At 36.1% G+C, this 18338-nt stretch carries 16 protein-coding genes; 6 read left to right on the top strand and 10 right to left on the bottom strand.

What is annotated here, in order from left to right:
- Nucleotides 1-60 precede the first annotated feature (60 nt).
- The 4 genes from ccoG to M2372_RS15155 are packed head-to-tail and all read left to right on the top strand — an operon-like array spanning nucleotide 61 to nucleotide 3456.
- Nucleotides 61-1515, top strand: coding sequence for a cytochrome c oxidase accessory protein CcoG (gene ccoG / locus M2372_RS15170; RefSeq protein WP_115969832.1), 1455 nt, complete (start codon nucleotides 61-63; stop codon nucleotides 1513-1515).
- Nucleotides 1516-1524: 9 nt separating this feature from the next.
- Entirely contained in the window at nucleotides 1525-1977 is a 453-nt protein-coding gene (locus tag M2372_RS15165) for a FixH family protein (RefSeq protein ID WP_115969830.1), read from the top strand.
- Entirely contained in the window at nucleotides 1968-2693 is a 726-nt protein-coding gene (locus tag M2372_RS15160; RefSeq protein ID WP_123321065.1) for a sulfite exporter TauE/SafE family protein, read from the top strand. The genes M2372_RS15165 and M2372_RS15160 overlap by 10 nt, the downstream gene beginning before the upstream one ends.
- 19 nt (nucleotides 2694-2712) lie before the next feature.
- Entirely contained in the window at nucleotides 2713-3456 is a 744-nt protein-coding gene (locus tag M2372_RS15155; RefSeq protein WP_123321064.1) for a hypothetical protein, read from the top strand.
- A 99-nt stretch (nucleotides 3457-3555) separates the two neighbouring features.
- Here the strand turns inward: M2372_RS15155 and M2372_RS15150 are convergent, their stop codons facing one another.
- The 5 genes from M2372_RS15150 to M2372_RS15130 all read right to left on the bottom strand — a co-directional run bounded on the left by M2372_RS15150 (nucleotide 3556) and on the right by M2372_RS15130 (nucleotide 8629).
- Entirely contained in the window at nucleotides 3556-4164 is a 609-nt protein-coding gene (locus M2372_RS15150) for a hypothetical protein (protein WP_123321063.1), read from the bottom strand.
- Nucleotides 4165-4357: 193 nt separating this feature from the next.
- On the bottom strand, nucleotides 4358-5626 hold the full coding sequence (gene serS / locus M2372_RS15145) for a serine--tRNA ligase (protein ID WP_123321062.1): 1269 nt from the start codon (nucleotides 5624-5626) through the stop codon (nucleotides 4358-4360).
- Nucleotides 5627-5689: 63 nt separating this feature from the next.
- Complete coding sequence (locus M2372_RS15140; protein WP_123321061.1) at nucleotides 5690-6211, bottom strand: hypothetical protein; 522 nt, start codon at nucleotides 6209-6211, stop codon at nucleotides 5690-5692.
- Between the two features lie 28 nt (nucleotides 6212-6239).
- Nucleotides 6240-7484 (bottom strand): oligosaccharide flippase family protein, encoded by a 1245-nt coding sequence (locus tag M2372_RS15135; RefSeq protein ID WP_185018919.1) that lies wholly within the window; start codon nucleotides 7482-7484, stop codon nucleotides 6240-6242.
- Nucleotides 7481-8629, bottom strand: a complete 1149-nt coding sequence (locus M2372_RS15130) for a glycosyltransferase (protein ID WP_123321059.1) — start codon at nucleotides 8627-8629, stop codon at nucleotides 7481-7483. Before M2372_RS15130 ends, M2372_RS15135 begins: the two co-directional genes overlap by 4 nt.
- Nucleotides 8630-8689: 60 nt before the next feature.
- Between M2372_RS15130 and M2372_RS15125 the strand changes: the two genes are divergently transcribed.
- Complete coding sequence (locus M2372_RS15125) at nucleotides 8690-9499, top strand: class I SAM-dependent methyltransferase (RefSeq protein ID WP_123321058.1); 810 nt, start codon at nucleotides 8690-8692, stop codon at nucleotides 9497-9499.
- A gap of 80 nt (nucleotides 9500-9579) precedes the next feature.
- Here the strand turns inward: M2372_RS15125 and M2372_RS15120 are convergent, their stop codons facing one another.
- The 5 genes from M2372_RS15120 to M2372_RS15100 form a co-directional block, all read right to left on the bottom strand.
- Complete coding sequence (locus M2372_RS15120) at nucleotides 9580-10071, bottom strand: hypothetical protein (RefSeq protein ID WP_115969812.1); 492 nt, start codon at nucleotides 10069-10071, stop codon at nucleotides 9580-9582.
- 102 nt (nucleotides 10072-10173) lie between these two features.
- Complete coding sequence (locus tag M2372_RS15115) at nucleotides 10174-10959, bottom strand: (Fe-S)-binding protein (RefSeq protein ID WP_115970023.1); 786 nt, start codon at nucleotides 10957-10959, stop codon at nucleotides 10174-10176.
- A gap of 86 nt (nucleotides 10960-11045) precedes the next feature.
- Nucleotides 11046-12377 (bottom strand): (Fe-S)-binding protein, encoded by a 1332-nt coding sequence (locus M2372_RS15110; RefSeq protein ID WP_123321057.1) that lies wholly within the window; start codon nucleotides 12375-12377, stop codon nucleotides 11046-11048.
- Between the two features lie 8 nt (nucleotides 12378-12385).
- On the bottom strand, nucleotides 12386-13336 hold the full coding sequence (locus tag M2372_RS15105; protein WP_115969808.1) for an MlaD family protein: 951 nt from the start codon (nucleotides 13334-13336) through the stop codon (nucleotides 12386-12388).
- 127 nt (nucleotides 13337-13463) lie between these two features.
- A complete protein-coding gene (locus M2372_RS15100) occupies nucleotides 13464-15617 on the bottom strand; it encodes a peptidylprolyl isomerase (protein WP_115969806.1) in 2154 nt (717 codons plus the stop codon).
- Nucleotides 15618-15877: 260 nt separating this feature from the next.
- On the opposite strand from M2372_RS15100, the gene lon reads away from it, so the two are divergent.
- A complete protein-coding gene (gene lon / locus M2372_RS15095; RefSeq protein ID WP_123321056.1) occupies nucleotides 15878-18283 on the top strand; it encodes an endopeptidase La in 2406 nt (801 codons plus the stop codon).
- Nucleotides 18284-18338: the final 55 nt, after the last annotated feature.

The raw sequence follows: 18338 nt of genomic DNA, 5'->3' as shown, positions 1-18338 counted from the left end.
TTGTTATTACCTTAAAAATAGTAACGAATTATGTTTTTTCTTTTTTAAACACATTACAATATGTCAGACATAGAAGAAATAGAAGTACGCGGCGGACAGGGACAGGTTCTGGACCCTGAGACTTACAGAGATTCTATCGGGACAATGGAGCAATCCGGTAAAAGAAGATGGGTATTTCCAAGAAAACCAAAAGGAAAATATACCAACTATAGAAACATTGTAAGCTATCTTTTATTAATTATTTATTTTTCATTACCATTCATTAAAATCAATGGTAATCCATTACTATTATTCAATGTAATAGACAGAGAGTTTTTCATTTTTGGACAGCCTTTCTATCCACAGGACTTTTTTATCCTTACTTTGGGTGCCATCGCATCTTTAATATTTATTATCGTTTTTACGATTGCATTCGGAAGAATTTTCTGCGGGTGGATTTGCCCTCAGACAATTTTTATGGAATCCATCTTCCGTAAAATCGAATATCTGATTGAAGGTGACCGAAACAGGCAAATGAAGCTGGACAGACAGGAGTGGAACAGCGAGAAGATCTGGAAAAGAACTTTAAAGTGGTCTGTTTATATTATTATTTCACTCATCATCACCCACTTTATGTTTATGTATATTGTGGGGTATGAGCAAGTATTCAGAATTGTTTCTGAAGGCCCGTTTACCCATCCTACCAATTTCATTGTAATGATTCTCCTTACTGCTGCATTTTATTTTGTATTTGCGTGGTTCAGAGAGCAGGTATGTACATTGGTTTGTCCATACGGCAGGCTTCAGGGAGTTTTAATTGATAAAGATACTATCAACGTTTTCTATGACTTCAAAAGAGGGGAAAACAGATCAAAATGGAGAAAAGGAGAAGACAGAAAAGCAGCAGGTAAAGGAGACTGTATTGACTGTCATCAGTGTGTGGTGGTATGCCCTACCGGAATTGATATCAGAGACGGACAGCAGTTGGAATGCATCAACTGTACCGCATGTATTGATGCCTGTGACGAGGTTATGGAAAAGGTAGGTCTTCCAAAAGGCCTGGTAAGATATGCTTCTGAAAATGAAATTGAGAAAGAAACTCAATTCAAGTTTACCGGAAGAATGAAAGGATTCAGTATATTCTTATTCCTTCTGGTAGGATTTTTAGGATATCTGTTGTACAGCCGTGGTGAAATGGAAGCTAAATTCATTAAACCGGCAGGTAGTACATTCTTTGTAAAAGAAGGAAAGATTATCAATACTTATAATTATACATTCCTGAATAAAACCAATGATAAGAAAATCGTTACCATCAAAGTAATGAATCCTGCACATGGTGAAATCACTTACAGTGCATCAAGTAAAATTCAGGTAGACAGAGATAAAATTACCAAAGGAACCATCAATATAAGCTTCCCTGAAGATGAAATGAAGCTTTCTAAGCAGAACATTACAATCGGGGTTTATGATATGAAAGGTAAACTCGTAGATTCTTATCAGACTTATTTTGAAGGACCATTCAAATTACAATTTTAATTAGACAAAATGAAGAACTTTAGTTGGGGACACGGTGTTGTAATTGCATTATTTGCATTCATAGTTTTTATATTATCCATGATGTTTCTTTTCCCGAATGGGCAGAAAAACTCAGAAATGGTAACCGATAATTATTATGAAGAAGAGCTACAATATCAGGATGTAATTGATTCTAAAAAAAGAGCGGATGAGCTCCAGGAAAAACCTGTATACTCACAGGATACCAATGGAATTAAAATCACATTCCCACAAAATTATAATAACTCTGACACTACGGTTAAATTTGTTTTAAACAGAACCGACGACCAGAATTTAGATATCAAAAAATCTGTAGAACTTGATGCCAACCACACTTTCATTATCCCTGCACAGGTACTGAAAATGGGTAATTATACTTTAAGACTAAGTTGGACGAAGGACAAAACAGACTATAGAATGGATTATGATGTAATATGGAAATAGGACTTGTGGTATCGGCTATTGCCTTAGGCTTTGCTTCCGGTTTTCATTGCATCGGAATGTGCGGTCCTATTGCTTTATCGATGGGATTAACCAAAAAACAGGCTGCCAATTTTTATCTTCAGAACCTTACCTATCAGTTCGGAAGGATCTTTACCTATTCATTATTAGGCGCACTTCTTGGAATTATAGGACAGGGATTTGAGATGGCAGGATTCCAGAAATATCTGACTATCATAGCTGGTGTCCTGTTAATTGTTATGGCTTTATTTTCATTTGGTGGAAAGGATTTTGCTTCAAAAATACCATTCCTGTCCAAATTTTTATATTCGGTAAAATCAAATTTAGGAAAGATCCTCCAAAAGGCAGATTACCGTTCAAGATTTACTACAGGTATTCTCAACGGGTTTTTACCATGCGGGATGGTTTATATGGCTCTTACAGCAAGTCTTGCAGGAGGAGGAATATGGCAGGGAGCCTTATATATGGCTTTATTTGGTCTGGGAACCCTTCCGTTCATGTTTGCTGTCGTTCTGGCCGGAAATCTCATGAATCAGGCTTTCAGAGCAAAGATTTTAAAAGCAGTTCCTGTTATCATGATTATTTTGGGTGGACTTTTCATTCTCAGAGGCTTGGAACTAGGTATTCCTTATGTTTCTCCGAAAGCAGAAGCAATGACTATTTCCAAAGATCCTAATGAAGCCGTTAACTGCCACTAATTAGAATTTATACTATACCATGAAGAAAACGATCGTCTTATTTTTAATAAGTCTGTTTACATTACAATCCTGCAGCATCAATACTGAAGTACTCTATCATAAAGACTCAGCTACATCTATGATTACTGATGTGGATACCAGAGAATTTATGGCAGAAATGCAAGCTATGACGCCCGATTCATTGAAACAGGAAAAATTTAAGGATATAGATCGATTTCCAACAGTCTGGACAAGTATGTATGATCTTATAAAGAAAGAAGGAAAACTGAAAACTGAAAATCAGGATACTATCAGAATACTGAAAAAGGTCTTTTTAAAATCCACAAAAGATGATAAAAATGCTATCCTTGCAGGATTTTCCTTTAAAATGGATCATTTCACTCCCAATGATTATGAAATAATTAAAAACTTCAATAAAGGCGAAAAACTACCCTTTGATCAAAATGTACTCAATATCTGGGATGGCAGAACGCTGACCATTAACACAGATTTTTTTAATCTTAAAAATATTGAAGAGGTACTTAAATCTAAAGGTTCAGATGAACAAACAGAAAAAATGGAGGGGATGATGATGATGTTTTTCAAAAATATCGGAACGACTTTAAAGTTTGAAAATAAAATAAAATCGATCACCGGTAAACATGACTGGCTGAAACAGATTGACGACTATTCGGTAAGGATAGTATATGACTTGAAAGCGATGAATGATAAGGATGCAAAATTGAAAAATACAGATAAAAAGATCGTTATCGTCACTGAATAAAATAACTTATCCCACCGAATTACGGTGGGATATTTATTAAAGCACAGCCCGAAAAATGATCTGAAGTATTAGTTTCAAGACATTGATAATCCAATCATATTAATTAATAGGATCAACATAACCATCCCATAAAGAACGATTAATATCAAAAAAAACAGTGTTAATCTCTCTGTTAAACCATTTATAATCCGGATCTTTAGAATAGTCAGGGTTATTGACAGATATAAATCTTACAACTCCCCCCTGTATTGTTTTGTAGAAATCATAAACTTGAAATTTTCCAAAATTATATCGGGAAAAAAGTTGCGTTTCATCTTCTCTATGTTGGACTGCCGTATATAATTTTTTAACGTCCTCAATGCTCATATCTTTATAAAAAAAGCCTAAAATATTTGAAAATGTAGGCTGGTTAGTATACATGAATAGAAATTGTTCTCCATTCATTTGAGGAAGCTTATCATGCAGCAGCTTATGCATTTCAGGATTTTTAAAAAAGATATACTGCTTATTTATTTTTTTAAACTGATAATCTCCATAAGTATAGAATGGTATATGCTGATTTCCATTATCAAAGGTCAAAACAAATTTACTATACTTGTCCGGATGATCAGTCTCCACATTTTCCTGTCCTTTGAAATAATAATAATTTTTACAGCTTATCAGTGAAAACAGAGATAATACGGCTATAATTTTAAGTAAACCATTCATTAGTATAGAGATTACAGTTACAAAGTATATTTTCTTTTATCATAATATTCGCAAATAAAATGGTCAGTATATGCCTATTTCTGTTCACATTTTCTGCAAGACTTATCACGAATATATAAAAAATAAAGAAACTCTCAACAAATAAAAATCCCCTTTCAGTACTGAAAGGGGACCTGTTTATATGTAAAATATTCTAGTTGATGATATCAAATCTTGCATACTCAGCAATCTTTTTAGGAAGTTTAATTCCTTCTGCAGTCTGATTGTTCTCCAATAAAGCGGCCATTATTCTTGGCAATGCCATTGCAGATCCGTTCAGTGTGTGTACCAATTGAGATTTACCATCTGCTTTGTAACGGCATTTTAATCTGTTAGCCTGGAAAGTTTCAAAGTTTGAAACAGAACTTACTTCCAGCCACATTTCCTGTGCAGCACTCCATACTTCAAAGTCATATGTCATCGCAGCAGCAAAACCTGTATCACCACCACAAAGTCTTAATACTCTGAATGGAAGTTCAAGATCTGTAAGAATTTCCTTGATATGCTCTACCATTTCTTCTAAAACAGCATAAGAGTTTTCTGGTTTTTCAATTCTTACGATTTCTACTTTTTCAAACTGGTGAAGACGGTTCAGACCTCTTACGTGAGCTCCATAACTACCAGCTTCTCTTCTGTAACACTGAGAGAAGGCTGTATGTTTAATCGGAAGATCTTTTTCATCCAGTAATACATCCCGGTAAAGATTCGTTACCGGAACTTCCGCTGTAGGAATCAGGTATAATTTATCTTCATTGATATAGTACATTTGTCCCTCTTTGTCAGGTAACTGTCCGGTCCCAAAACCTGAAGCTTCATTCACTACGTGAGGTGGGTTTATTTCTGTATATCCTTTCTCAACGTTTTTATCCAGGAAATACTGAACCAAGGCTCTTTGTAACCTTGCTCCTTTTCCTAAATAAACAGGAAATCCTGCTCCAGCGATTTTTACACCCAATTCAAAATCAATCAGGTTGTATTTTTTAGCCAGTTCCCAGTGAGGAATAGCTCCTTCACCTAGACCTTCTACAGTATGAGACTGGAAAATATTCTCGTTATCATCAGCAGAAGAACCACTTTTCACCAATTCATTCGGAATGTTGGGAAGTTGGTAAAGAATGTTCAATAATTCAGTTTCTTTTACTTCCAACTGAGATTTCAATTCTGAACTCGACTCTTTGTACTGTGCTGTTTTAGATTTTGCTGATTCCGCTTCTTCTTTCTTTCCTTCCTTCATTAAAAGTCCAATTTCCTTGGAGATTTTATTGATCTCGGAAAGCTGGGAATCTAATTCAAATTGGATTCTTTTTCTTTCTTCGTCAGTAGCAATAGCATTGTCTACCAACTCAAGATTCTTGAATTGTCTTTTTTTAAGACCTTCTAAAACGCGTTCTTTGTTGTCGCGTAAAAAATTGACTTGTAACATTTTATTTAGATGTTAGATATTAAATTTAGCCTAATATAGGCTAACAATTTTACAAATTTAAAACTATTTTGTGATAGTTACGTTATTTATCGAAGTAGGAGCATCAGCTTCTTTGGAAAATTCTGATTTCCCATTGTATAAAACCTCTGAAACCTGAAATAATGTTGGACTCTTACGATAATGAATTTCCAGCTGGTCAACGGTTCTTTCCACAGTATTATTTACTGTCTTCGTAAAAGTAATTGCCATTTTAGAAACATAGGCATTTCCACTTCCCGGATTGGCAGGTCCTGTAGAATCCAGTTTTCTTCTTTTCGCTCCTCCAATATACTCCATATAAAATACAGAATCTGTTCTCATTCTCAAAGAAATGGTTACCGGAGAAATATCCTTGCTTCCAAACACATCATTTACTGAATATCCAGTATAGGAACCTGCTTTCTTACTGTTCAAAAGGTCCTGTTGGTTAGTGTCTTTCACATAGATATTAAGAACCTGATCAATCCTTTGTAAAGATTCCTCATCACTTCCACAACTGACAACCGTAAAGCTTATCAATAAGATATAAAGAAAGATATTTTTCATTCTAACAAAGATAAAAAAGATTTTATCATTAAGGCAATTTCCTTAAATAGGAAAAGAAAAAAAACAGATAGCCTAGCCCTGAAATAAGCAGTGTGGCAGTCATTGCAATTCCCATCCCGATCACACCGTAAACGGGAACCAGTATATAGGCAAGCACAGCCAGAAATAGTAAAGAACCTATACTGAGCCACGTATTAATTTCAATTTTCCCTACTGCCGGTAAAAGATTGCCATAGAGGTTTCTGGTAAGCATTCCCAACGTAAAACCTATTGATAAGATCATTAATAACGTTGTATTCTCCACATAAGTTTCCCCGAAGAACAGAATAATAATATACTTTTTGAATACATAAAAGAAAACAAGTATTCCCAGGCAAATCGGGAAAAAGAACTTATTAAAATTAACAACATAGGATTTAAGGAACTTTTTATCCTTAAAATTCTTGGAAAGCACTGGAAAATCACTTTGCAGAAAACTGGTGGCCAGGAAAATAATGTTAGAAGGGATAAGAATCGCGATCCTGTAATTAGCTACTGCATTTTCATTCAGCATAAAGCCTAGTAGTAAAATATCCAGTGAGTACAGAGCATCGGAAGTAAGGGAAGTCATTGCTGTAAATATCCCATATCTCCACATCTCTTTATAATTTCCGGATATAACATCCCGATGGGAATATATATCTTTCTTTAGCCATAATAACGATAAATACGGCGTAATACTGATGGCTATCAGATAACCGTAAAATTTAAAAAAATAAGTCAGAAACAAAACCAACAGCAACCCACCAATATTAACGACATTATTGATTTTTGCAAATGTCTGATTTCGACCTGTAATCCGATAAAAAACCTGAATATGATTCAGAAAATAAAATCCACCAAGTCTTACAGCACAAAACAGGAAGATCATAAAGATATCTTCATATTTATTAAAATAGAAAACAGAAACAGATAAAAACAGGATAATAAGGATCAGCTCAAACAGGATCCCTTTGAAAAAAAAGTAAGATGAGATTTTCAGTTTCTCATCTTTATCCAATGATATGGATCCAAACCTCATTAAACTCTGACTGCTTCCAAATCCTGTAAACGGTGTAAAAATCGTAACAACGGAGAGAACAATACTTAAAACCCCAAATTCATTCTCAGGCAACAACCTGATAATCAACAAAGATCCCAGAAAACTACAGACCTTCGCAATAAGGAAGGAAAAGAAAACATGATGCCCACTATTGCTGAAAAAATTCCTTAAAAAATCCTGCAGGCTTTTCACGATAATTTGTTTTTAGAAAGAACTTCATTATAAACTTCTGTAAACTGCTCAGCAATAGCCTTTCGGGAATATCTGTCTACAGAAAAGCCTCTGATCTCAGATTCACTTTTAAAAGCATATCCCTTTCTGCATATTTTCTCCAAGACCTGATAAAGCTGATCTGTATTATCTTTTTCAACTCCTACCCCCAAACCTTCTATAATAAATTCGGCAGCTCCTCCAACTAGGGTTGAAATTACAGGCTTTCCACACGCATACGATTCCAGAATAACACATCCCTGGGTTTCATTTTCACTGAATAAGATAAAGTAATCAGAGTTTTGCATTTTCTCAGCAACTTCAGCATAGCTTATGGCATCAAAAACATTGATATATTTTTCAGCCCCTAAATTTTTAACCAAAGCATCCAAAGATTCAGAATCGCCATCACCTCCTATTTCCAAACTTACCGGAAAGCCGTTTTGGTGTAATAAATGAACAGCCCTGATAATATCCTGAGGCCTTTTCCGCGGAATTAAACTTGATACATGGAGAAATTTCACATGATCAGCTATTCCTGTTTTAGGTTTAATGGTAAAAACATCAGTATCCACAACATTTGAAATCACTTTCATTGAAGTAGTAATTCCTAACTGTTTCAAGCTGTCTTTCAAATTATAGCTTACCGGTAAAATATATTCTGCATTTTTTGCAATATACTTGGCGATCCTTTTAATACTATCAGATGTTTTGGATAGATTCTGTTTTTGCAAAGCCGTCCAGTGTTCCGTAACAACGAATGGAATTTTATATTTCTTTTTCAGATAAACCGCAAAAAGCATATTGTTGTGCAGAACATTGGCATGAACCAAATCAGGTCTGCTCACTTTTGCAAAGCCTTTTAAATAGGCTCTCATTCGTCTTACAAAATTCTGAACCGGGTTTTTTGAATTTTTATAATAAATAATTAAGGTTCTGATATTATTAATGACCCGGTAATCATAAACATACTGCTCTTCCTGCTCAAAATTACCGATTGCATGCAATATTTCAACATCACATGATAATGAAACAGCTTCCGCATGTCTTTGCACAAAATTGCCGTTGGTAGGCTCTATTTTATTAGGAAACCATGATGAGATGAAGAGTATTCTTTTTCTTTCCAAAATTTTATTTAGTTGTATCTTTGTTTGATCATTAAATGTAATCTACATCCCCGCAAACAAATGGCTAAAGTTAATAAATTTCTGTCTTTTATCCGAACTATTCTTGAAACCCCAAGCTTAATCAACCTTGTTCTGGATAGCTCATTTGAATCAGAAAAAAAGTTTAAAAAGAAATATACAGAAATTTCTTCTTTACCACAGATAGATTTAAAACTTCTTGGGAAAGAAATTGCCGGAGATATTGACACCTTCATTCTGGACGGAGGTTCTTTAATCACTGATTTACAACTCCTTAAAACACTTTCCATGAGAGATGATATCAATTCTTATATTGAAATTGGTACATGGCGTGGAGAAAGTGTCTATAATGTGGCTAAACATGTGGAAGACTGTACCACTATCAATTTGTCTAAAGAAGAGATGAAAGAAATGGGGCTCAATGTAAAATATGCTGATCAACATGGTATTCTTTCACAAAAGAATCCACAAATAATCCACCTTGAAGCCAATACAAAATTTTTTGATTTCAGTGCTTCAAACAAAAAATACGACCTGGTTTTTATTGATGGAGATCATAGCTATGAGATGGTTTTAAATGACACAAAAAAAGTTTTTGAAAACCTTTTGCATGAAAACTCTATCGTTGTCTGGCATGACTACGCCTACAGTCCGCGAAAAATCCGTTATGAGGTTTTCCAGGCTATTCTTGATGGGGTGGGAAAGGAAAATCACGGATATCTTTACCATCCTCAGAATACTATGTGCGCTATTTTTATCAAAGGAAAATTTCCTACAACTCCTTTTGATGATATGGCTATTCCTTCAAAAGTTTTCAACGTAAAAATTCATTCGGAAGAATTCTCTTCTTAGCAGGGAATACATCATCATCTATCTTTTCGAAATAATAAAAAAGGATGACAAAAGCCATCCTTAATAATCTGATAAAATATTTAGCTGATATAGCTTCCAGCCCAGCTTTTCTCCAATGGAAGAAGAAAATGGCTTAAAAAGTCCAGATAAGTATTTTTAGAAAAGTCAAAAACCTGAATGTCTTTTGACAATTCACCATTTTTTAATTTGTTCTTAAAATCGAGAAGTTTCAAGGTTTTCACTTCTCCATTTTCCACAAAACTGGCTTTCATTCTATCGAATAATCCCAGTTGATACTCTTCATCAAGTTCTCTCATGATCTTACCTAAAGCATCAATGCTGCATCCTGAAGCCATTTCTTTCTCTTCATCCACACATATAATAATAAATTGATTTTTTTCAATTTTAAAGGATGATGAAAGTGGCTTTCCATGGGCTGCCCAAGTAGCCAGAAAATCAAATAGTTTTTCTGTGATAGCCTTTGCCTCTTTAGTTTCAAATGGCCTTGATGCCGGGTATATAATGACTCTATAGTCGTTCGTTTCTACAACGGTTGATTCTTCAATTTTCATTGCTGCTCAATTTAAAGTATAAAATTAAGAAATATTCCTGAGTTTATAAAGCATAAAACCCAGGCCAAAGCCTGAGTTTTCATTTATATTTTAAATGTAAGCTTATAAATCCTCTGCCTCTGCAAGAAGTTCCACAATATCTTTTACGGCAACTTCCGTATTTTTATTGAAATGCTTCACACCATCCGTCATCATTGTATTACAGAATGGACATCCTGTAGCAATTACTTTAGGCTCAAAAGACAAAGCTTCTTCTGTTCTTTCAATATTGATATCTTTATTTCCTTTTTCCGGCTCCTTAAACATCTGTGCTCCACCTGCTCCACAACAAAGGCCATTTGTTTTACAACGCTTCATTTCTACAAGCTCAGCATCCAGTTTCTCAAGAAGCATTCTTGGCGCTTCATATTCATCATTGGCACGTCCAAGGTAACAAGGATCATGGAATGTGATTTTCTTTCCTTTGAATGCTCCGCCTTCAATCTTCAGCCTTCCTTCTTCCATTAAAGTTTTAAGGAACTGAGTGTGGTGAACTACATCAAAATGCCCTCCAAGACTAGGGTATTCATTTTTAAGAGTATTAAAGCAATGTGGACATGCTGTTACGATCTTTTTTACCTCGTAAGCATTCAATACTTCAATATTGGTAAGCGCCATCATCTGAAAAACGAATTCGTTTCCAGCTCTTTTTGCAGGATCTCCGGTGCAGCTTTCTTCCTGTCCTAAAACAGCAAACTCAACACCTATTTTATTTAATATCTTGCAAAATGCTTTTGTAATTTTTTTGGCACGGTCATCAAAACTTCCGGCACATCCAACCCAAAATAAAACTTCCGGGGATTTTCCTTCGGCAGCATATTCTGCCATTGTTTTTATATTGAAATCCATTTCTTCCAATTTGAAAATGTGAGAATCTGGAAATTTGAAAATGAGTTAGCTTTAACCAATTTTCAAATTTTCAAATTGATTAGTTTTTAATTTTCTGAAGCCCAGTTCAGACGGTCTGCCTGATTATACTGCCAAGGTGCAGCATTATTTTCAACGTTCGTCATCATCAGATTCAGTTCCTGTGGAGCAGCAGACTGTTCCATTACCAGGAACCTCCTCATTTCAAAAATGATGGAAAGCGGATCCAATAATACCGGACAGGCTTCTGTACATGCATTACATGTGGTACAAGCCCAAAGTTCCTCCTTAGTGATATAGTCATTCAACAGCTTTTTGCCGTCGTCTACAAATTTTCCGTTTTTATCGATATTTTTTCCTACTTCTTCCAATCTGTCTCTGGTCTTCATCAGGATCAGTCTCGGAGACAGTTTTTTACCTGTAACATTAGCAGGGCAAACCGAAGTACAGCGTCCGCATTCTGTACAGGAATAGGCGTTCAGTAACTGTACCTGGTTAAGGTCAAAAATATCTTCAGCTCCAAATTTAGAAGGAACATCAGCTTCAGCTCCTTCTGCCGGGGCAGCATAAGGGTCAGCATTAGGATCCATCATCAATTTGATTTCCTTTGTTACTGAATCGAGGTTATTGAATTTTCCTTTTTTATCAAGATTAGCATACCAAGTACTTGGGAAAGCTAAAATAATGTGTAAATGTTTTGAATAATACAGATAATTCATGAAGAAAAGAATCCCTACAAAGTGGAACCACCAGGCCCCTTTTTCTGTAAAATGTAAAAATCCGTCACCGAAATTACTGAAAACAGGTCCCAGAATCGTTGAGCTGATCGGGAAGCTTCCAAGCTCTTCCAATACACCTCTCTGTTGTAGTACCCAATCAGCGGCATTCATTTTAAAGAAGGCCATCATTAAGGCAAACTCAATGATAAGAATCCAGTTGGCATCCTGCTTTGGCCATCCGAAAAGTTCTTTCATGGTTAATCTCTTCACACCATAAAAGTTTCTTCTGATGAAAAACACGACTACCCCAATTACAACAAGAAGTGCCAGAATTTCTAATGTCGCCGTAAAGAAACTATAGAATCCATTCCCGAAAACTGAAGCCAGGAAACGGTGCGTTCCAAACAGTCCATCAACAATAATCTCAATAAGTTCTATATTGATAATAACAAAACCAACATACACGAAAAGGTGCAGAATACCCGCTACAGGGCGTTTTACCATCTTACTCTGTCCCATAGCTACTCTAGCCATGGTACTCCAGCGTTCAGATTTTCTGTCGTTTCTATTGATTTCGTGACCAAGTCTGATATTTCTATAGATCTTCAGCAGGCTTTTGGCAAACAATCCAAATCCGGCCACTAATAAAATCAGGAAAATAATGTTATCGATGTACTGCATAAGGCGTATTAGTCTTTATTATTTTTACCGAAAACTGAGAAATTGATATATCTCTTAGGATTCGCTTTCATATCTTCAATCAAAGAATTCAAATTAGAAGATGCTGAATTCAGATTATTGTACAGCTGTTCATCCTTCATCAGCTTACCTAAGCTACCTTCTCCTTTATCTATTCCGCCAATCACCTGATTCAGTTTTCCTACAGTAGCATCCAGGTTGGCAATCGTTGTGTTCAATTGCTTCGTGTCAATGCTTTGTGCAAGATTTCCGTATTTATCCAGAGTAACCTTTCCACTTTGCATAGTAAGGCTGGCATCATCCAATACTTTCTGTAATTTTGGATCGTTATGACCTACAAGATTATTTACATTTCCTGCAGTTGTTTGTAATGCGCCTACTGTTTTGTTAAGGTTGGATAGTAGAGCTTTTACTTCAGCTCTGTTTTGTGCATCAACAAGCAGATTGGCATTCGCCATTAGAGAATCTACTCTGTGGAGAACCACCTGCAATTGATCTTTCACCGGACCTACCTGAGAAGAAAGACTTCCCAGCGTTCCCAGCTTGAAAGCTCCTTTCAGAGTATCTCCATCTTTTGCTGTAACTCCGCCATACATTAGGTTTACTCTCATTTCTTTACCGGACATTAATCCCGGTTCAAAAATTTCCAGGGTTGAGTTTTTTGAAAATTCAAATTTATTATCAACCGTAATCTTTACAACAAAACTGATCTTACCGTCTTTCGCTGTCTGAGGTATAATCTTATCAACCTGTCCTACTTTAAGACCGTTAATAGACACTGCCGAAGACTGTGCAAGACCTTCTACATTGTCATATTTTGCATAAAATATATTGTCGGTAGTAAAAAGGCTTTTCCCTTTCATAAATTGAAACAACACCACAAAGCCTACGATAGCTAGAAGTGCAATCACACCAGCTTTTAATTCTTTACTGAACTTCACTTGCTAATTTTTTTCTAATAAGCAAATATAGTACATTTTAAATAAATCTTTTCCTTTATTATTCTGCGTTAAATACAAAAAAAGCGACAAAAAAATTGTCGCTTTTATATTGATAGATGTGAATCTCTTATTGTTGCTGATTTCCCAGCTTACCCCAGATCTCAATTCTGTAGTCCTGGATATCTGCGTTATCCTGAAGACTCTTCAACCAAGCCTGTCCGAACATTCCTGCATTTCTCTGAGAAATAGACTCAGTGAACTGCTTAACATCACCAGGTTGTTTGTTTACTGTTTCTGATTTTTTAATCAGTACATAAACTCCTGTTCCTCCTTCAACTGGTTTAGAAAGCTTACCTTTTGCAACACCAAATGCAGCACCGGCAACTTTAGGTTCCATAGCTCCAGCTACTGAAGGATTCAGCATATTTACCTGAGCAGATTGTTTTGTTGCAGCAAACATAGTAGCAATCTGATCTAAACCTGATGCTTTTGCTGCTGCAATTTTATCAGAAATTTGTTTTGCAGCCAGTTTATTTTTAACAATTACTTCAATCTGGTCTCTTACAGATTCAGGATCGGCAAGACCCGCCTCCTGTTTTCCGTTCAGGAATACTACGATTTTGTCTCCTGTTCCATCTACATTGAACAATTCTGTATCTCCTTTAGATCTTTTCTTGTCAAAAGCCCAAGTAAGAATATCACCGTCTTTTTCAGTACCTAAGCCCTGAAGCTGTCCTTCGAATCTCTTCGCAGCCTTAGGATTAGTAAACTGGAAGTTTCCTTTCTTAGCAATGTTCACAAAATCATTGAAAGATTTCCCTTGTACCTGCTGAATGAATTTTCTAGAGTTTTTATCTGTTTCAGCTTCTGTAGCATCTGAAGGTTTGATCTCTTTTACAAGATTTGCCACCTTATATCCCATTGATCCGGACTTTTTATCTTCAATATTGATGATATGGTACCCAAATTGAGTTTCCACAACACCTGTTGCTCCTTTAGGATTGTTTGCAAGATATGTAAGGAATTCTGGAACGAAAGGCGTTTCCGGAGTTGTCCAACCAAGGCTACCTCCCTGTGCAGCAGAGCTTGGATCATTAGAAAGCTTAAGGAACTCTGTAAATTTAGCTGGTGTTGCTTTTACGATCGCTCCAATAGAGTCTGCCAATTTTTTAGCCTGCTCTTTAGATCTTGTTACTCCTTCTCCTGCAGGGCTTCCTTTGAAAGCGATCAGAATATGTCTTGACAATGTAGAATCTGAGGTTTTCTTCCCTACAAGTTTAGAAACTACATAGAAATTTTGTTCTTTATATGGTCCGAAAGTCTGTCCTACCGCAGCTGTTGCAATCTGACCTTGTATCGTAGCAGGCAATTGTGTAGGTTTTACATACTGAGGATTGAAAGGTGAATCTGAGTTTGCCATTACAAACATAGAGTCATTCTTTGTATTCTGGAAGTTTTCTGTACCTCCACTAGCATCTGTACCTCCTGAGTATAGTTTTGTAATTTCCTTTAAAGCGGCTGCATCATCTGCTGCACTTGGTTTAGAAGGGAAAAACACAACACCTAGGTTTCTGCTAGGCTCAGCTTTGAACAATACCGGGTGCTGCTTGATGTAGTTAGCAAGATCTTCAGTAGTAACATTGATCTTTGTTTTCTGAAGGTAAGCTGCATAGTCTACCTTTACAAAGTCGATGTCAGCAAGCTGATCTCTTTCTTTCATCAATTCTTCAGCTTCTTTCTTACCGGTAGTAATACCCGCTGAAACATTGGTAAACACCTGTCTTGCCATCAGTCTGTACTCAATTGATTTTCTGGTTTTCAACCATTGAGCATATCCCTGAGGGTCAGTGTTCTGTATTGTTTCAACTTGTTTTTGAAGGTCTTTAGTTTTAAAGTTCCCTTTCTCATCAAAGAACTGTTGATTTTGAGCGAACATTTGATCATACTGGATTTGATTCCAGAAATAATCATCAGTCATTTCAAAGCCCAATTTCTCAAACTGCTGCTTGATAAGTTTAGATTGAACAAGTAACTGCCAAGCCTGTTCTTCAAGACCGTTCTTTGGACGACCCTGTTGTTCAGCCTGTTGCTGCAACACGAAAAGCTGATCATTGAACTCTTCGCGGGTGATTTTCTCACCATTTACTTTTCCTAAAATGTCAGGATTCTTACCAAAAACCTTATCGATACTGTCTGGGTTCACCAAGAACGCCAAAAGCGCTAAGGCTATTACTCCCATTAAAAGCCAAGGCTTACTCCTAATCTGTCCTAAAATTGCCATTTTATAAATTATAGTTTTTTATCAGTTTGCGAAAATACACATTTTTAAGAAATTAGAGAAGCAGAAGTTCTTTATTTTAATTTTAAATCCAAAAGATTATCTAAAAAAGGAAATTTTGACCATATTTTTTAGCAAAAAACAAATGGCATAAGTATTGTGCATTCTAGTACATTATAATATACCACACGTTTTCAGCGCATATTATAAAAAATCCATTTAACGATTAAAAACGAAAATGACAATTTGTCATTCGATCCATTATGACAGAATTTGAAGATATAAGTTTAGAAGAAATGATCAGCGACGGTTTCGATATTGTCACTGAAGAAATCAATCTTTCCGACTTTGGGGAGACTGAAAAGAATTCCGAACAGAAAATATTCCCGATACTTCCTGTAAGAAATATGGTAATGTTTCCTAATGTGGTAATTCCTATTACTGCTGGGAGAAAAACATCGATACAACTTCTTGAGGAGGCACAGAAAAACGGAGATTTCATTGGAATTGTAAGCCAGAGGAATTCAGATCTGGAACAGCCCACAGAAAAGGATATTTATACAACCGGTACATTAGCGAAGATTATTAAAATTATAAAACTTCCTGAAGGCAACATTACGGCAATTACGAAAGGGTTCCACAGATTTAAAATCAAGAAAATCATTGATAATCAACCTTATTTTAAAGCTGAAATAACAAAATTAAAGGACAACAAGCCTAAAAATCAGGAGGAATATGAAGCATTATTAGAAAACGTTAAAGAACTGGCTTTAAAGATTATTGAGCTGGATCCGAATATTCCCAATGCCGCTAATTTTGCAATCAAAAACATCAATAATAATGATGACCTGCTGAATTTCATCTGCACCAACGCAAGTTTCCCATCCCTGGAAAAGCAAAAGCTACTTGAGGAGAAAAGCCTAATGGAAAGAGCTAACAAGTGCTATGAAATGATGCACGAGGATTTCAGAAAACTGGAATTGAGAAATCAGATCCATCAGAAAACTTCAAAAGATCTTGACAAGCAACAAAGAGAATATTTTCTGAACCAACAGATCAGAACGATACAGGAAGAGCTGGGAGGCGGACCTGAAAGTGACATAGCAGATCTTATTGCTAAGGCAAGAACAAAAAAGTGGAACCAGGAAGTAGAAGATCATTTCCAGAAAGAAATAGGCAGATTACAACGTCAGAACCCTAATTCTCCGGACTATAATGTACAGAGAAATTATCTTGATTTCTTTACAGATCTTCCGTGGGAAACTTATACCAAAGATGTTTTTGATATTGCCAAGGCCGAAAAAGTCCTTGATAAAGCACATTTTGGGCTTGAAGATATTAAGAAAAGAATTCTGGAGCATATGGCTGTTTTAAAGCTGAAAAACAACATGAAGTCTCCTATCCTTTTATTGGTAGGTCCTCCGGGAGTAGGTAAAACATCTTTAGGTAAATCGATTGCTGATGCTTTAGGAAGAAAATATGTAAGATTATCTTTGGGTGGTCTTCATGATGAAAGTGAAATACGTGGGCACAGAAAGACCTATATCGGAGCCATGGCTGGGAGAATTCTTCAGTCTATCAAAAAGTCCGGAACCTCTAATCCGGTGATTGTTCTGGATGAGATTGATAAAATCGCACAGGGACTTCACGGAGACCCAAGCTCTGCATTATTAGAAGTCCTTGATCCTGAACAGAATAAATCTTTCTATGACAACTTCCTTGAAATGGGGTATGACCTGTCTAAAGTAATGTTTATCGCAACAGCAAATTCACTTTCAACGATTCAGACACCGCTTCTGGACAGAACAGAAATCATTCAGATTGCAGGATATACACTGGAAGAAAAGATTGAGATCGCTAAAAGACACCTAATTAAGAAACAGCAGGAAGAAAACGGTCTGGATACCAAATCATTCAAACTTGGAAATCCGGAACTGAAACATATTATTGAGACACATACTTCTGAAAGCGGTGTAAGAACTTTAGAAAAAAGAATTGCTTCTGTTGCCAGATGGGTAGCATTACAGACCGCTCTGGTAAAAGAGTATGATCCAAAGATTTCATTGGAAAAAGTAGATGAGATTTTAGGTGTACCGAGACCGAAAAGCTTATCTGAAATCACTGGGGTTCCTGGTGTAGTAACAGGATTGGCCTGGACGAGTGTAGGAGGTGACATTTTATATATTGAAAGTATTCTGAGCAACGGAAAGGGAGCTTTAACAATGACCGGAAATCTGGGAACTGTAATGAAAGAGTCTGCAACGATTGCTTTGGAATATATTAAGGCTAAACATGATGAATTGGGAATTGCTCAGGAAGATCTGGATAAGAAAAACATCCACGTTCACGTTCCTGAAGGAGCTACTCCTAAGGATGGCCCTTCCGCCGGTATTGCGATGCTGACATCAATGGTTTCTTCTTTTAAAAACAAAAAGATAAAACCTCACTTGGCTATGACAGGAGAAATTACTTTACGAGGAAAAGTACTTCCTGTAGGCGGAATTAAGGAAAAGCTTCTTGCTGCAACCAGAGCCGGGGTAAAAGATGTTATTCTTTGCGAAGCGAACAGAAAAGATGTAGAAGAAATCAAGAAAGATTATTTAAAGAATCTGACAGTACACTATGTCAACAGAATGGAAGAAGTTATTGACATCGCCATTGAAGATTAAACAGTAATTTATTAATATATCAACTTCTCAATAAGGAACACGTTCTGGTAACCAG

Origin of the sequence: Chryseobacterium sp. BIGb0232, from assembly GCF_024810195.1 — a bacterium.
Lineage (GTDB): Bacteria > Bacteroidota > Bacteroidia > Flavobacteriales > Weeksellaceae > Chryseobacterium > Chryseobacterium pennae.
This window is presented reverse-complemented; position numbering and strand designations above follow the sequence as displayed.

Coding starts and splice junctions, on each gene's coding strand:
- M2372_RS15150 (WP_123321063.1), bottom strand. CDS start 4,164: ATGAATGGTTTACTTAAAATTATAGCCGTATTATCTCTGTTTTCACTG.
- M2372_RS15100 (WP_115969806.1), bottom strand. CDS start 15,617: ATGGCAATTTTAGGACAGATTAGGAGTAAGCCTTGGCTTTTAATGGGA.
- M2372_RS15125 (WP_123321058.1), top strand. CDS start 8,690: ATGGCTAAAGTTAATAAATTTCTGTCTTTTATCCGAACTATTCTTGAA.
- M2372_RS15140 (WP_123321061.1), bottom strand. CDS start 6,211: ATGAAAAATATCTTTCTTTATATCTTATTGATAAGCTTTACGGTTGTC.
- M2372_RS15115 (WP_115970023.1), bottom strand. CDS start 10,959: ATGGATTTCAATATAAAAACAATGGCAGAATATGCTGCCGAAGGAAAA.
- M2372_RS15110 (WP_123321057.1), bottom strand. CDS start 12,377: ATGCAGTACATCGATAACATTATTTTCCTGATTTTATTAGTGGCCGGA.
- M2372_RS15165 (WP_115969830.1), top strand. CDS start 1,525: ATGAAGAACTTTAGTTGGGGACACGGTGTTGTAATTGCATTATTTGCA.
- ccoG (WP_115969832.1), top strand. CDS start 61: ATGTCAGACATAGAAGAAATAGAAGTACGCGGCGGACAGGGACAGGTT.
- M2372_RS15120 (WP_115969812.1), bottom strand. CDS start 10,071: ATGAAAATTGAAGAATCAACCGTTGTAGAAACGAACGACTATAGAGTC.
- M2372_RS15160 (WP_123321065.1), top strand. CDS start 1,968: ATGGAAATAGGACTTGTGGTATCGGCTATTGCCTTAGGCTTTGCTTCC.
- M2372_RS15155 (WP_123321064.1), top strand. CDS start 2,713: ATGAAGAAAACGATCGTCTTATTTTTAATAAGTCTGTTTACATTACAA.
- serS (WP_123321062.1), bottom strand. CDS start 5,626: ATGTTACAAGTCAATTTTTTACGCGACAACAAAGAACGCGTTTTAGAA.
- lon (WP_123321056.1), top strand. CDS start 15,878: ATGACAGAATTTGAAGATATAAGTTTAGAAGAAATGATCAGCGACGGT.